The sequence below is a fragment of the Desulfosarcina variabilis str. Montpellier genome (assembly GCF_048565275.1).
GTDB lineage: Bacteria > Desulfobacterota > Desulfobacteria > Desulfobacterales > Desulfosarcinaceae > Desulfosarcina > Desulfosarcina variabilis.
Window position 1 is genome coordinate 5440137 of sequence record NZ_CP159846.1, and the last position, 13975, is coordinate 5454111.

At 55.4% G+C, this 13975-nt stretch carries 13 protein-coding genes; 1 reads left to right on the forward strand and 12 read right to left on the reverse strand.

The window, feature by feature from the left end; all coding sequences use genetic code 11:
- The first annotated feature begins 3 nt into the window (after nt 1–3).
- On the forward strand, nt 4–783 hold the full coding sequence (locus Dvar_RS24565) for a dihydropteroate synthase (protein WP_419655760.1): 780 nt from the start codon (nt 4–6) through the stop codon (nt 781–783).
- A gap of 117 nt (nt 784–900) precedes the next feature.
- On the opposite strand, the gene Dvar_RS24570 is transcribed toward Dvar_RS24565, so the two are convergent.
- From Dvar_RS24570 to Dvar_RS24625, 12 genes are all read right to left on the reverse strand, one after another.
- Nucleotides 901–1977 (reverse strand): uroporphyrinogen decarboxylase family protein, encoded by a 1077-nt coding sequence (locus Dvar_RS24570; protein WP_419655761.1) that lies wholly within the window; start codon nt 1975–1977, stop codon nt 901–903.
- 21 nt (nt 1978–1998) lie between these two features.
- The gene (elbB, locus tag Dvar_RS24575) at nt 1999–2658 is read right to left on the reverse strand and encodes an isoprenoid biosynthesis glyoxalase ElbB (protein WP_419655762.1); all 660 of its coding nucleotides are present in this window, start codon (nt 2656–2658) and stop codon (nt 1999–2001) included.
- A 167-nt stretch (nt 2659–2825) separates the two neighbouring features.
- A complete protein-coding gene (locus tag Dvar_RS24580) occupies nt 2826–4784 on the reverse strand; it encodes a (Fe-S)-binding protein (protein ID WP_419655763.1) in 1959 nt (652 codons plus the stop codon).
- A 3-nt stretch (nt 4785–4787) separates the two neighbouring features.
- Nucleotides 4788–5672, reverse strand: coding sequence for an electron transfer flavoprotein subunit alpha/FixB family protein (locus Dvar_RS24585; protein ID WP_419655764.1), 885 nt, complete (start codon nt 5670–5672; stop codon nt 4788–4790).
- The gene (locus Dvar_RS24590) at nt 5669–6424 is read right to left on the reverse strand and encodes an electron transfer flavoprotein subunit beta/FixA family protein (RefSeq protein WP_419655765.1); all 756 of its coding nucleotides are present in this window, start codon (nt 6422–6424) and stop codon (nt 5669–5671) included. Before Dvar_RS24590 ends, Dvar_RS24585 begins: the two co-directional genes overlap by 4 nt.
- Before the next feature lie 97 nt (nt 6425–6521).
- Nucleotides 6522–7292 (reverse strand): enoyl-CoA hydratase/isomerase family protein, encoded by a 771-nt coding sequence (locus Dvar_RS24595; RefSeq protein ID WP_419655766.1) that lies wholly within the window; start codon nt 7290–7292, stop codon nt 6522–6524.
- Between the two features lie 16 nt (nt 7293–7308).
- Nucleotides 7309–8538 carry an acyl-CoA dehydrogenase family protein gene (locus tag Dvar_RS24600; protein WP_419655767.1) on the reverse strand — a complete coding sequence of 410 codons (1230 nt, stop codon included), beginning with the start codon at nt 8536–8538 and terminating at the stop codon, nt 7309–7311.
- Nucleotides 8539–8636: 98 nt separating this feature from the next.
- A complete protein-coding gene (locus Dvar_RS24605; protein WP_419655768.1) occupies nt 8637–9866 on the reverse strand; it encodes a CaiB/BaiF CoA transferase family protein in 1230 nt (409 codons plus the stop codon).
- The gene (locus tag Dvar_RS24610) at nt 9856–11097 is read right to left on the reverse strand and encodes a CaiB/BaiF CoA transferase family protein (RefSeq protein ID WP_419655769.1); all 1242 of its coding nucleotides are present in this window, start codon (nt 11095–11097) and stop codon (nt 9856–9858) included. Before Dvar_RS24610 ends, Dvar_RS24605 begins: the two co-directional genes overlap by 11 nt.
- Before the next feature lie 63 nt (nt 11098–11160).
- Complete coding sequence (locus Dvar_RS24615) at nt 11161–11907, reverse strand: SDR family NAD(P)-dependent oxidoreductase (protein ID WP_419655770.1); 747 nt, start codon at nt 11905–11907, stop codon at nt 11161–11163.
- Between the two features lie 45 nt (nt 11908–11952).
- Complete coding sequence (locus tag Dvar_RS24620) at nt 11953–12702, reverse strand: SDR family NAD(P)-dependent oxidoreductase (RefSeq protein WP_419655771.1); 750 nt, start codon at nt 12700–12702, stop codon at nt 11953–11955.
- 94 nt (nt 12703–12796) lie between these two features.
- Nucleotides 12797–13966: a thiolase family protein gene (locus tag Dvar_RS24625; protein ID WP_419655772.1), complete on the reverse strand. Its 1170-nt coding sequence runs from the start codon at nt 13964–13966 to the stop codon at nt 12797–12799.
- Between the last annotated feature and the right edge of the window lie 9 nt (nt 13967–13975).

Genomic DNA, 13975 nt, shown 5'->3' on the forward strand with positions numbered 1-13975 from the left:
ATCATGATTATTGTCGCCGACAATCTGCGTATCACCCAGCCCGCCATCGCCCGCGCCGTGGAAAGGCTGGATCCTGGGCCCATCCAACGTATGGCTGTAGCCTGTCGGAATGCCGGTGCCGACGCCATTGATATCAACAGCGGTCCGCTTTCCCGGGATGCTGAAAAGAAAATGACTTTTCTGGTAGAAACCGTGCAGGCGGCCGTGGATCTGCCGCTGGTGCTGGACACGACCAATCCCGTGGCCATGGCCGCGGGGCTTGCCGCCTGCCGGCAACCGGCGATCATTAACGGGGTGTCCCTGGAGCCCGAGAAACTGGAGCGCATCCTCCCCTTAGCCGGCGAACACGGTGCTGATCTGATCTGCTATCTATTGCGTCCCGACGGCCATGTGCCGCCGGACGCTGATGGACGCATGGAATCTGCCGTGGCCCTGTTCAATGAATGCCAGGCCGCCGGCATCGATCAGGAGTGTTTGATCTTCGATCCCATCGTCGCCCCCCTGGTCTGGCAGGACGGCAATCGCCAGAATATGGCCAATTTGGCGGTTATTCGCGCCCTTCCTGACCTGTTGGGGTATTCTGTGAGAAGTATGGCCGGGCTGTCCAACCTGACCACCGGTGCCCCGGATGCCGATACCCGCATCCGCTATCAGTCTGCTTTTCTGCCCATGCTGGCTGCCGCCGGCACAACGGTGATGCTGATGAATGCGCTGAATCCAAAATTGATGGATCTTGTCCGGGCCTGCCGCAATATTATCAGTGAGGAAATATTTTCCTGGTGATGCGCCTGATTGTTGGGTTTCGTCCCTCAACCCAACCTACAAACTACAAAGCCCACACACCGGTAATCGTAGGTTGGGTCGAGCGCAGCGACACCCAACAATTCACCGCGAATCCTTTTATTGGTAGCGGCCGAACTGCTCAGCCGCCTCCATGAATGCCATCACCTTGATGGGCGCGGCATCAGCCGGGAATTCACACCCCGGGGCGAGGATGAACCCGCCGGGGTTGGATTTGCCGGTTTCAATCACGGATTTGCAAAGCTCAACGATCTCATCGTAGGGTTTCTCGACAATTGCCAGGGTGTCCACATTGCCGCAGATGATATCCTTTTCGCCAAAGGCTTTCATCTGGTTGGCAATGGGCGTTTCCGGTCCAAAAATCCAAATGTAGCGGCCATGCCAGTTGCAGGCTTCTCTCATCTGAACATAATAAGGAATGTTGAGATTCTGGTTGCCGCATGGGTGCATCAATACGGTTTGAATGCCCAATTCCCTGATCTTTTGATTCACTTTCAAATTATACGGATGCACCATCTTCTCGAACTGAGCCGGTGAAATCATGCCATTGACTTCCATGGGACCGGCCTGGAACGGCATGCAATTCTCAGCACCATACTTGTCCGCAAAATAGCACAAGGCATTGATAAACATGTCGCTCACTTTCTCCATGAGCATGTGAACCGCGTCCGGTTTGGACATCACCCAGGTTAAAAACTGCGTTGTCTCCGCGACTTGCGCGGCGGCCGAAAAGACGCTGCCGACCTGGAACCCGGCCGGCATGCCAAGCGCAACACAGCGCTCGGCCGTTTGATCGGCAATGGCATAGGCTCCGGGGAGTTTTTTCTTAAAATCAGGCACCTCAAGCCTATCGATATCCTCAAGGGTTCTCACCGGATGATTGATGACGGCTGGTGCGGTATCGCCATTATTTTTGGGCATCTGGATTTTGCCACCAAACTCCCATGGTCCGCAGGCCGCATATCCATACAAAGGAGATTGCTCATATCCATGCAGGCGCATGCTCATCAGATTGGCGTCAAAATAGCGATCTCCATTTGACCAGAATTCGTCCAGAGGCATCCCTGCTACCCTGGCGGCATAGGCTTGAATGAACGGGACGACCGGGACGCGGTCTGGTTTTTTTCGGTTGAGCACGGCCAGCATGCGTTGTGGGGGGGTCATGGCTTTAGTCACGCAGATGCCTCCTTTGAGTATTCAAGTCATGGACAGAACTTTTTTGACCAGCTTTTCAATTCCCGCACCCACATCCTTGATGCCGGGCCCGAGCATGTAAGCGGGCGTGGTAACGATCTTGTGGGCTTCGTCCACGGCGATCTCGTCTACAGCGCAGAGCTGGTGCTTGACGCCGATGGCGGCCAGGGCACCGATCACGCCTTCCTCTTTTCCTACGGTCATCAGGGGTTTCATATCCTTAAGGGCCATGCCCACGGTGGCCGGTGCGATACACAGGGCGCCGATGGGTTTTCCGGCCAGCACCATGGCCTCGAGCAGTTGCTTGACTTGACTGTTGACTGATGATTCCGGGCCTTTGAAGGCGAATTCGCTCAGATTCTTGGCCGCACCGAATCCACCGGGCAGGATCAGGGCGTCGATCTGGTCGGCGGTGATATCGGCCAGGTCTTTGATTTCTCCCCTGGCGATACGGGCCGCCTCCACCAGCACATTGCGGGGCGGATCCATCTCCTCTTGGGTCAAATGATTGATCACGTGCGCCTGATTGATGTCCGGCGCCATGCAGACCACCTCGGCGCCCTGCTGGTCCAGGTAGAGAAGGGTCAACACGGCCTCGTGAATCTCCGCGCCATCAAATACCCCGCAGCCGGAGAGCAGTACGCCCACTTTTTTGGTTGTCATATTCTTCTCCTTAATTATTCGGATTTCAGTCTAACGTCATCCCCTTCGTAACCGTTGTCGTTGTCGTAATCGAATTACGACTACGCCAACGATTACGACCACGAAAACCAAATGTGTGGATCTGGCCCATAATTTCCTGAAAACCTTTAGCCTGACGATATGGGAGGTTAACCCAATTGCTCCGCAACTAGTTCGGCAATGTCAAACGCCTTTGGATCCTCGGTGAACTTCTTGGTGCCGTCGGTAATCATCAGCAGACAGAAGGGACACGCCGTGGCGATTTTATCCGCGCCTGTGTCCAGGGCCTCCTTACTGCGCCGCTGGTTGATGCGCTCTCCCACTTCTTCGGCCCAGTAGTTGCCGCCGCCACCGCCGCAGCAAAAGCTGTCCGCACCATGGTTGGGCATTTCCACCAGCCGGCCCACCCGGCTGATCAGCTCACGCGGTTCATCGAAAATGTGATTGCGCCGCCCCAGATAGCACGGATCATGGTAAGCAATGGTTGTGCTGCTCCAGCCGGGCGTAATCTTTTTCTGGGCGATCAGCTGCTCAATGAACACAACATGGGGGATCAGGGTATAGTTGCCGCCCAATGGCGGATAGTGCCGGGAAAAACTGTTATAACAATGCGGACACAAGGTAATGATCTTTTTCACGCCCAACGCATCGAATTCCTCGATATTGGTCTGAGCCAGTTCCGAGAACAAAAACTCATTGCCCATCTGTTTGGCCGGGTCACCCGTGCAGCGTGATTCTTCAAGAATACCATAGGAAACGCCGGCCTTGTCCAGAATGCGCACCATGGCACGGGCAATTTTCTGGGCCCGTTCCTCGTAGGTGACCGAGCAGCCGGTCCACAGCAAATACTCGGTTTCCCCGGATGCGAACACCGGCACATCCAGATCCTTACACCACTCCTTGGGGCCGGACCCGGTGCCGAAAAATGGATGTGCGCGCTGTTCCAGGCTGCTCAATGCTTTGCCCATCAGCTCGGGCACCCGCGACTGCTCCATGACCAGGTTTTGCCTGAATTTCAAAATGGTCTTTGGCTGATTGATGCACGCCGGACAGGCTTCCATGCAGGCCGTGCAGGTGGTGCAGGCGAAAATCGCATCGGCCGTGATCTCGTCGATCAAGCCGTCGTCCTCAAAACCGCCATTGGTCAGCCGCTCTGCCAGGGTCAGCATAACCCCTTTGGGAGACAGGGGCTTGCCCGTGCTGGCCGCCGGACACACTTCATGGCACCGGCCGCACCACAAACAGGCGCTGTAATCCAGCAGCCGCTTGCGCGTGAAATCGGCCAGGCTGGCGCATCCCAGGGTCGGCATTTCCTCGGCCTCCTCATCGTCAAAGGTGGCGAAGTCGATCACCCCCATCTTGCTGCCCGGCATGGGATCGGCCAATGCCGCATTGGTGGGCACCAACAGGATGTGCATCATGGGTGAAAAGGGAATCGCGGCAATGAAGGCCATGCACAAGAGTCCATGTCCCCACCAGAGCACCTGATGGGCGTCCAAGGCATCCGCCGGCAGCCAGCCGGCCAGCGCATTGCCCACAAATGCATAGGTGTCCGGGCCGTTGGCGGCGATGCGCAGTCCTTCAAGCAGAAAACCGGAAACCAGGACGATGGCCAACAGGCTGATCTGAAGGACAAACCCGGCCCGGGCCTTGGGAGCCATCAGCCGTTCAGGCGGCATCAGTCGGCGAACGAGAAAAAAGAGCACACCGATCAGCGCCAGAAGGCCGGCCAGATCCAATCCAAAGGACATCACCCATTGGTTGAAGCCCCCTTTGAACACCGGCACCCCCCCCCAGACGTTGAGTACCACCAAGCTCGTGCCCACAAAAAGCACCAGCATGCCCCAGAACACAAAACCGTGAGCAATACCGGTAAAGATCTTTTTGTAGATTTTGGCGCCCAGGATACCTTTGAAGACCAGCGAATGCACAAACACAGGTCCGATCTTGCCGGGCAGATCCTTAACCGGCGTCCGCAATCGGACCTTGCCCTTCTGAATCCGCTTCCAGTGCATCTGGATGCCGTAAACGAAAATTGCCACCGCCACCAGGGCGAAGGCATCGATCAGGATGCCGTAATCAATGTTCCAATAGGGGATGCGCGCCATCTGCTATTCCTCTTTCAATGCCTGAATAAGCGTGGGAATGACCTTTTTATAATCTTCAACAATGCCGAAGCGGGCCCGCTTGAAAATATTCGCGTCCTCATCTTTATTGACCGCCACCACGCATTTGGCATTGGCGATGCCGGCCAGGTGCTGGCTGGCACCCGAGATGCCAACGGCAAAGTAAACCGACGGGGCCACGATGTTGCCGGTCTGACCGATCTGCATGGACGGATCGGCCCAGCCTTCGTCCACTGCGCCGCGTGAGGCCCCCACACCGGCCTTGAGAAGGTCGGCAATCTCCCGGATCATGGTAAAATTCTCTTCGGCACCGAGTCCCCGGCCACCGGAAATGATCACTTCGGCATCTTCCAGGGGGATGCCTTTCACCTCAGTCGCTTTTTCGGAAACCAGGGTAACAGGAGCATTCTCGGAGGTTAACGCTTCGGCTGTTGTCGTGCCTTCAGCTGTCGCCGGTTCAAAATACTTGCGCCGGATGGTCAGAATCGCCGGTGTCTGGCTGAGAGAGAATGTGGCCACGGCCTTCCCCCCGTAAATGGGCCGCGCAACGGTCTTGTCCGCGGACGCCTCGATGACCTCAGTTAGCACGGGTGCGCCCAATCGAACACTCAACGGGCCGGCGATCTCGGTGCCCACCGTCGTGGCGGATAGAAGCACCAGCTCGTAGCCTTCCTGCTGGATCAGCTTGGCGGCCCCATCGATCAAATTGGCGGGCACCGTGTCACCGGTAAAATACGCCTTGCCGAATGTGCCCGGAATTTGGTCAGCCCCCAGGGCCAGGATGTCCGGCGTATCCCCGAAGATCCGGGCCACGGTGACCAGCTCTCCAATTCGTTTCGCATCGACGACCTCTATGATGAGAGTTTTCATAGGTATCTTTCCTCCCTTAATTTGCTCAACAGGATTTTTGACGTCTCTGCGATATCATCCAAAGGCAAAAATTCGCAGACGGATTCCACCGTTGGGATTTCAACGGATTTCTGCTCAACCGTCATCGGCTCTGCAGCGATGCCTTCGATCTTCTCAACAGGTTTCTTTTTGGCCGCAAAAATGGCCCGTACAACGGGAATACGCGGCACGTTTTCAGGGATACTGGTAATGGATAGCACCGCTTTACCGGTAAACGAGAGCTCTCGGGTCCCATCTTCATGAATCTGCGAAACCGTCCACGCATCTGAATCCGCGTTGATATGGCTGACCTGGGAAATAAACGGGGTATTCAACATGCCGGCCAGAATGCCATGCACCAGCCCCCGGTCCATATCCGCCGATTGCTGGCCGGCCAGCACCAGATCCACGTCCCCTATTTTTTCGATGGCCATTTTAAGATTGGCCGCGATCACGAATGGATCGTCCGAATCGCCCATCACCAGATGAAGCGCATCACCGCCCATGGCAATGGCTTTTCTCAGGACGGCAATATCATTGGTGCTGCCGTATGAAATGATGCTCAGCGTCGCCCCGTTTTTCTCTTTCAGTTGGACGGCCGTTTCAATGGCATTCTCGTCATACAGACCGATCATTCGTTTATAGCGGCTGTGGGCACGCCCATCGGTCAACTCGAAATCACTGGCCGGTACCTCATAGTCCGGCACCACTTTGGCAAGTACCGCGATATGCATTTGGCTTACCTCCCTTTAAATCCAAATTTGTTTACAGTTTACGGTTCACAGTTTACAGCTTAACCGTGAACCGATAACTGTAAACTGGTAACCGATTTTACCGCCCCTTCCACTCCGGTTTCCGTTTTTCACTGAACGCCTGGAATCCTTCCTTGCGATCTTCTGTATCCCGCAGTGCGCCCCAAAGCAAGTGGGAGAAAGCAATGCCGTTATCCAGGGTCATGTCCAGCCCCATCACGGCGGCCTGCTTGGCGGCCTTGACACTCAAGGGCGCATTGCCGGCAATCTTCGTGGCATACCCGGTGGCCAGGTCCATCAGTTCCTCTGGCCGGACCACATCGGAAATCAATCCCACACGGTAGGCTTCCTGGGCATCGATCATCTCGCCGGTGAGCAGCATCTTCATGGCCACGGCCTGGGGGATGGCCCGGGGCAGGCACTGGGTGCCGTTGAGGCCGGCCAGGCTGGCCACCTTGACTTCGGTGAGGCCGAACTTGGCGTTGCTGCTGGCAATGCGCAGATCGCAGGCCAAAGCCATTTCCAGCCCGCCGCCCACGGCATAGCCGTTGATGGCGCAGATGATCGGCTTCCAGGTCTTCATGTGCGGAATGATCGGCTGGCCTTCACGCAGCCAGATGGAGGCCATGCATTCCGCCGGCGGCGGGGTCTTTTTCATGTCCGTGCCTGTACAAAAAGACTTCTCACCCGTGCCGGTCAGAATGGCGACGCGGATATCATCGTCATTGCGGACTTCGGCCCAGATCTCGGCCAAACGCATAACGGATTCGGGATCCAGCGAATTCATGGCCTTGGGCCGGTTCAAGGTGATAAACGCGATATGGTTTTCAACTTTAAATTCAACACCCATGCTAATCTCCTTTTTTTTATTCCTCGGTGGCAACGATAAACGGATCATACGGTTTTTTCTGGCGCAGCAGGGTCCGGGCCACGGTCCATCGATGGATCTCGGACGGGCCTTCAAGGATGCGCCAGATCCGTACCATGCGGGACACGTATTCGATGCCCAGTTCCTTGGACAGCCCCAGACCGCCGTGCATCTGAATGGCTTTATCGGTGATATCCCAGAGCATTTCCGTGGCCAGGACTTTCAGGGACGATCCCTCGACACGCAAATCGGTGATGCCCTGATCGCTTTTCCAGGAGGCGTAGTAGAGCATCCAGCGCACACTCTCGAGCTGCATGGTCGCATCGGCAATATAGTTCTGGATCGATTGGCGATCGGCCAGGGGCTTGCCAAAGGTGACCCGGTTGTTGGCCTGATCGATCATCATCTGGATGATGCGCTCGGCCATGCCGGTACAGCGCGAGGCCAGCTCGATGCGGCGCACGCCAAAGCGGTTCTGCAAGGGAATGAAGGCCTTGCCGATATCTCCTAAAATCGCCTCGTCGCCCACTTGTACATCCTCTAATATCAGATCCCAGGTGGGCATGGCGCCGATAACCGGAATCTCCCGTCCCACGCGCACACCGGGCATGTCCTTATCGATGAGAAAGGCGGTGAAACGGTTCTTGGTGGGGGCTTCCTTGTCGGTCACCGCGATCACGATAAAAAAGACATTGTCCTTGTCACACTTGCTGATAAAGGTCTTGGTGCCGTTTAGAATCCACTTGTCGCCTTTTTTGACCGCCGTTGTCTTCAGACCGCTGACATCGGATCCGGCACCCGGCTCGGTACAGGCCATGGCCGAGTCAAGCTTGTCGTCCACATAAGGCTGAAAATATTTCTCACGCTGACCGTTCACACAGCAGCTGTGCAGATAGTAAAGGTTGGGCGCGTCCGGCGGCAGCATGAATCCGTGGGGTGAGAAACCGACGAACGAGCGGCACATTTCCTCGAGAACCAGGGTCTTGGCCAGCATTCCCAGCCCCTGGCCGCCAAACTCCTCCCCCACCTCGATGCCCCAGAATCCCAGTTCCCTGGTGATCTTTTTCAGGCGCTCGGTATCTTCCTTGGGTAGCAGGGGCCCCGGCACGGTCCACAGGCTCATATCACGTTCCAGAAAATCTTTTTCCAGGGGCAACAGCTCGCGTTTGACGAACTCGCGCATGGATTCCTTAAGCATCATGTATTCTTCGGAAATGGCAAAATCCATATATTTCTCCTTGCGTTCAGAAGGTCTCTTTTTTCTCGTTCTACGCTCCCATGCAGAGCATGGGAGCCAGGCAAAATTTCTCCTTGTTTACAAAAGGTCTAAATCAGAATCTTCTCTTCCGTCATCTGGTCCACTTGAGCCTCGCTGTAGTCCAGCATGCCGGTCAACACCTCACGGGTGTGCTCCCCTAACAGCGGAGCTGCCGTGTTCATTTCGATGGGCGTTTTGGAAAAAATCACCGGTGCTCTGTTGTAAAGCGTGGAACCGACCACCTGATGATCGAGATAGGACCAGAACTCACGCTTTTGCAAATGCTTGTCCTCGATGGCGGCGCGTGCGTCATTGACCATACCGGCCTTGACGCCTTTGGCCATCAACAATTTCATTAAATCATCGGAATATTGAGAAGCGGTCCAGGCCTCAATCTTTTCATTGAGCTCGGCTTCGTTGGCTTTGCGGTTTTCAAAGGTTGCGAATTTCTCTTCTTCGGCCCAGTCCGGGTTGCCCATGGCTGCTTTGAAGGCATGCCATTCATTGTCGTTGAAAACGGCGATGGCGATCCATTTGCGATAGCCAAGGGTGGTGTACACGCCATGCGGGGCTGCATTGACGTCGCCATAGCCCAGGGGCTCGAAGATCGTGCCATCGGCGGCATAGGCCATGGCGTCGGTGGGTTTCAGGGCAATGGCCGAATCCAGTTGGGAAATGGCAACGGTTTGTCCTTTTCCCGTTTTTTTGCGTTGAATCAGGGCGGCCATGATACCGAAAAGGGTATGGCCGGGCACCATCACATGATCGGTATAATTCGTGCCCGTGCCAAAGGGCCTTTTTTCAGGAAACGCCGCTCTGGCGGTCAGTCCGCAAAGGGCGTTGAGGTTGTAACCGAATCCCATAAATGAGCTGTGAGGCCCTTTTTCGCCCTGAAGACTCATGGTGACATAGATTATGCGCGGGTTCATTTCCCTTACGTCTTCCCAGCCCAGGTTCCACTTCTCCATCTGCCCGACTCTGAAATTATTGATGATAATGTCGCTTTTCTTAATCAAGCGTACGGCCACGTCTCTGGCATCGGGGTGGCTCATGTTGAGGGAAATACATTTTTTGTTCGGGTTGCGGTTGGCGAAATAGCCGCTTCTTTCAAGGCCTTCGGAATTGCCATCCTTGAACGGATCACCTTTGCGCAGAAGATCGGGCCGGGTGGAACTTTCGATCTTGATGATTTGTGCTCCGCATTGCCCTAATACATTGGTTGTAATGGGACCGGCACCGACCCATGAGAAATCGCAGACCACCAGACCGTCAAGTGCTCTTTTCAGATTAGCCAACATAGATAATACCCTCCTTTGTGAGCGTGTCGATGTCGGATTGACTGTATCCTAACTCACTCATGATATCGGCCGTATGCTGACCGAGGGTCGGGGCGCTATTGCCCAGGCGCCACTTGAAATTACCGAATACGTATGGTGCACCCGGGTAAACCACCTCGCCGCCAAGCGTCTCGTGATGCTGGGTTTTCCAAAACCCGGTATGCTTCAACTGGGGATTTTCCAGAAGGTCCTTGCCGTTGCTGACCGGTGAAACGGCGACACGGAACGACTGGCCTCTTTCGTACAGGGTGAGTTTGTCGTATTTTCTGGTGTAGCGCTCAAAAATGCGGCAGAATGTTTCGTACCCTTCTCTGGACTGGCGATAGGCGGGGCTGATCCATTTGTCGTCTTTAAGGACGTCCAACTCTTCTAAATTTTCTTCTTCCATCCAGTTCAAAAACGTTTTCCACATGGCCTTGTTGGCCCCGATAATGGCAACCAGGGCGATATAACCATCCGTGCACGGATGCACCGTGGCGGAGCCGGCTTCCGTGCCGCGGCCTCTGCGCAGCACGCCTTCAAGGTCCCAGAACTGGGCCGCATTCTCCAGTGCCATGCCCACCGATTCCATGCAGCACACATCTACAAATTGTCCGATGCCGGTATCCTGGGCAAATAAAAGCGCAATGGACGATCCAACGGCGGCATAGGCCTCGGCCATGCGATAGGCCTGATCATCGCAGGCTCTTACGGGCTTGTCATTGTCGGCGCCGGCCAGATAGAGAAATCCGCCCATGGCGCTGCAGGTCAGATCGCATCCGGGAAGATCTTTGTAGGGTCCGAAGCTGCCAAAGGGCGTGATCGCCGTTTGGACCAGCCGGGGATTGACCGCGCTGAGCCGGTCGTATGACAGCCCTAAACCGTCCAGGTAACCGGGAGCAAAACTCTCGAAAAGCAAATCCGCTTCAGCGCACAGCTTCAGGAAAACATCCTTGCCCGCTTCCCTCGTGATATCAAGGGCCATGCCGCGTTTACCAACATTGTAGTAGAGGAATTGAAGACTGCTGTCCGGTCCCGGTTCATTTTTGTAAAACGGTGCGCGTTTTCTGAGCGGATCACCGGCCAACGATTCCAGATGAATCACATCCGCGCCCAGGCCGGCATATAATTTAGCTGCGTATGGTCCCAATTCTCCCGTAAAGTCGAGCACTTTCAACCCTTGAAGAGAATTTTCCTGATTTTGCTCTCCCATTTAAGTCCCCCCTGCTCTATTCAATGAATAAACGCCAAGATTTTCAACCCGGCTCTCAACCCGTCAACCCGAAAACAGGCTCCGGCCACCGCACACATAGATGACCTGTCCGGTGATAAACGCATTGTCGTCATCGGCCAAGAACAGGATCGTGTTGGCGATATCGTCGGTATCGCCCAACCTTCCCGTCGGTTGTTTGGACAACAGAAATTTCTGGTTTTTCTCGGGCAGTTCGTCCCACATGGGTGTATAGATCAATCCCGGTGCAATACAATTGCTGGTAACGCCCTTGCGTCCCAGTTCAAGCGCCAGAACCCGCGTCAGGCCGACCAAACCGGCCTTGGCCGATGTGTACGGCGCCTGTCCCGGCCCGCCCAGCCAGGCCCGGGAGGCGATATTGATGATACGGCCATGATTGTTGGGAACCATATGGTTGTGGGCCGCCTGACTGCACAGAAAAGCGCCTTTAAGGTTGATGTCCACCGTCAGATCCCAGTCCTGTTCAGTGAGTTTGCGCAGCGCACCGGCTCGCTCCATACCGGCATTGTTGACCAGAATGTCCAGACTACCGAAATTATCGACCACGGCCTGAACCATGGTATCCACCGATGCTTTACTGGAAATGTCGGCCACCTGCCCCATCACGGTCAGCCCATCGGCTTTGAATTCCGCGACGGTCTCCTCAACTTTTTCGGGGACGATATCGTTGATTACCACCTTGGCCCCGTTTTCGGCCAACCGGCGGGCGGTCTGTCTCCCCATCCCGCTGGCGGATCCGGTAATCAGGGCGACACGGTTTTGAATTCCCATTCTATCCTCCTTAAGCCCGTGGGCGATGTTGATTGTGTTTACTGCTTAAATGGACATCGAAAAATAGGCGCTTTTGCCGCCACAGACGAAAAAGGTCTGACCGGTGACATATTTGGATGTATCCGAGGCGAAGAAACCAACGGTACGGGCCACATCGTCGGCGGTTCCCATTTTCTGTACAGGAATCCGTTTGGCCATTTTTTCACAATCCTCATCGGACATGGCAGCACTTTTAATATCCCCTTTGGCCACACAGTTGACCGTGACATCGTCTTTGGCGGATTCAAGCGCCAGGGACCGGGTCAAACCGAATATGGCGGATTTTGCGGCCGCATAATTGGATATGCCCGGCAATCCAATGTACTCAAGACTGCTCAGATTGATGATGCGTCCGTATTTATTCTCACACATCACGGGCAGCACTTCCCGGCAGAAATAGAAAATCGGGTTCAAGTTGATATTGATGCCGTCCTGCCACTGGTCATCGGATATTTCCCTGATTGCAGCGCCGTTTGGGGCGTCCACGTTATTAACCAGAATATCCACCCGGCCATAGTCCGCCACCACCCTGGCCACAGACGCTTTCACCTGCGCCGGATCGGTGCTGTCCATAACCAGGCCGATGGCCTGTCCGCCCTCGGACTTGATGCGGGCAACCAGACTGTCCACACTGTCCTGGTCGGTACCGCTACAGATGACCGTTGCCCCTTTTTGGGCCAGACGCGAGCTGATGGCCGCGCCGATTAGATCGGTGGCGTTAGAAACGATCGCGACTCTGTTGTTTACGACCTCCATGATTGCTTATCCTCCTATGCGTTGATGTTGCCCATTAAAAGGACGCGCTTTGGGCGTCGACCGCTGGGTCCGACGCGCCCCCAGGGTCCTGATGCTACCAATCGCTGACCAGCATGTGCATGGTGCACGCGGCGTGTTCGGTGCCCGACAAGCCGCCGCCGGTCACATGGCTCATGGCCACCTTTGGGATGGGCTCCACCTGGTAGCCGTTGCATTGTCCGCGAAGCTGCTTGGTATTGGCGGCAATCTGCGCCGCACCGGATGCGCCGATGGGATGGCCGTAGGAGAGCATGCCGCCGCGGGGACTGAACACGCATTGACCACCATAGGTAGACTGGCCGTCCCGCAGGAATTGGAGGCCATCGCCTTTCTTGCATATGCCCATGCACTCGTAGTAGAGCAGTTCGGCGATGGTAAAGGCATCGTGCAATTCAACGATATTGACATCTTCAGGCCCGATGCCCGACTCTTCGTACAGTTTTTGGCTGGTAAACTCGGTGATGTCATCACCGGTGATGTCGCGGGGACGATTGTGGTAGGGGCCGGAGGTAACAACGCTGCCGGCGACCTTTACCGGCTTTTCAATACCAAGCTTTTTAACCATCTCTTTTGAGCAAACCACCACGGCGCCGGCGCCGTCAGCAATACCGCAGCATTGCTGCAGGGTCATGGGGTAGGCAATCATACGGGAGTTGACCACTTCCTCAACAGAGATTTCTCCTTTGAACCAGGCGTGCGGATTGTGCGTGGCATGCTTTCGGTTTTTAACGGTGATGAGCGCAAAATCTTCAATCGTGGCGCCCCGGTCATGCATATAGCGTGTGGCCCGCATGGAATATTTGGCGGTCATGACGCCGCCGTGCATGCCTTCAAGATCACCTTCGGCCGGGGGGAAAGCGACGCCGGATTTGCGGTGCAGGGTGTGGTTTTCCGCCCCAATGCCCATGGAGACCTCGGTGAGACCGTAGGCCACATCCTTTATAGCCAGATGAACTGCCATGGCACCGGCCGAACAGGCACTCTCCACGTTGATAATCGGAAGGGTGGAGAGCATTCCCAGGTCCTTAAAGATGGTTTGGCCGGTGACCAGGCCGTTATGGGCATTGCCCACATAGGCGCTTTGAACAACACCGGGTTTGTCTATTTTGGCATCTTCCATTGCCTGTCGGGCCGCGATTCTGCCTAATGCGTCAAAATCCAACTTATGCTTGCCGAAAACGGTTTCGCCGACACCGGCAATGTATACGTCTCGTTGTAGTTTCATATGGGGTTT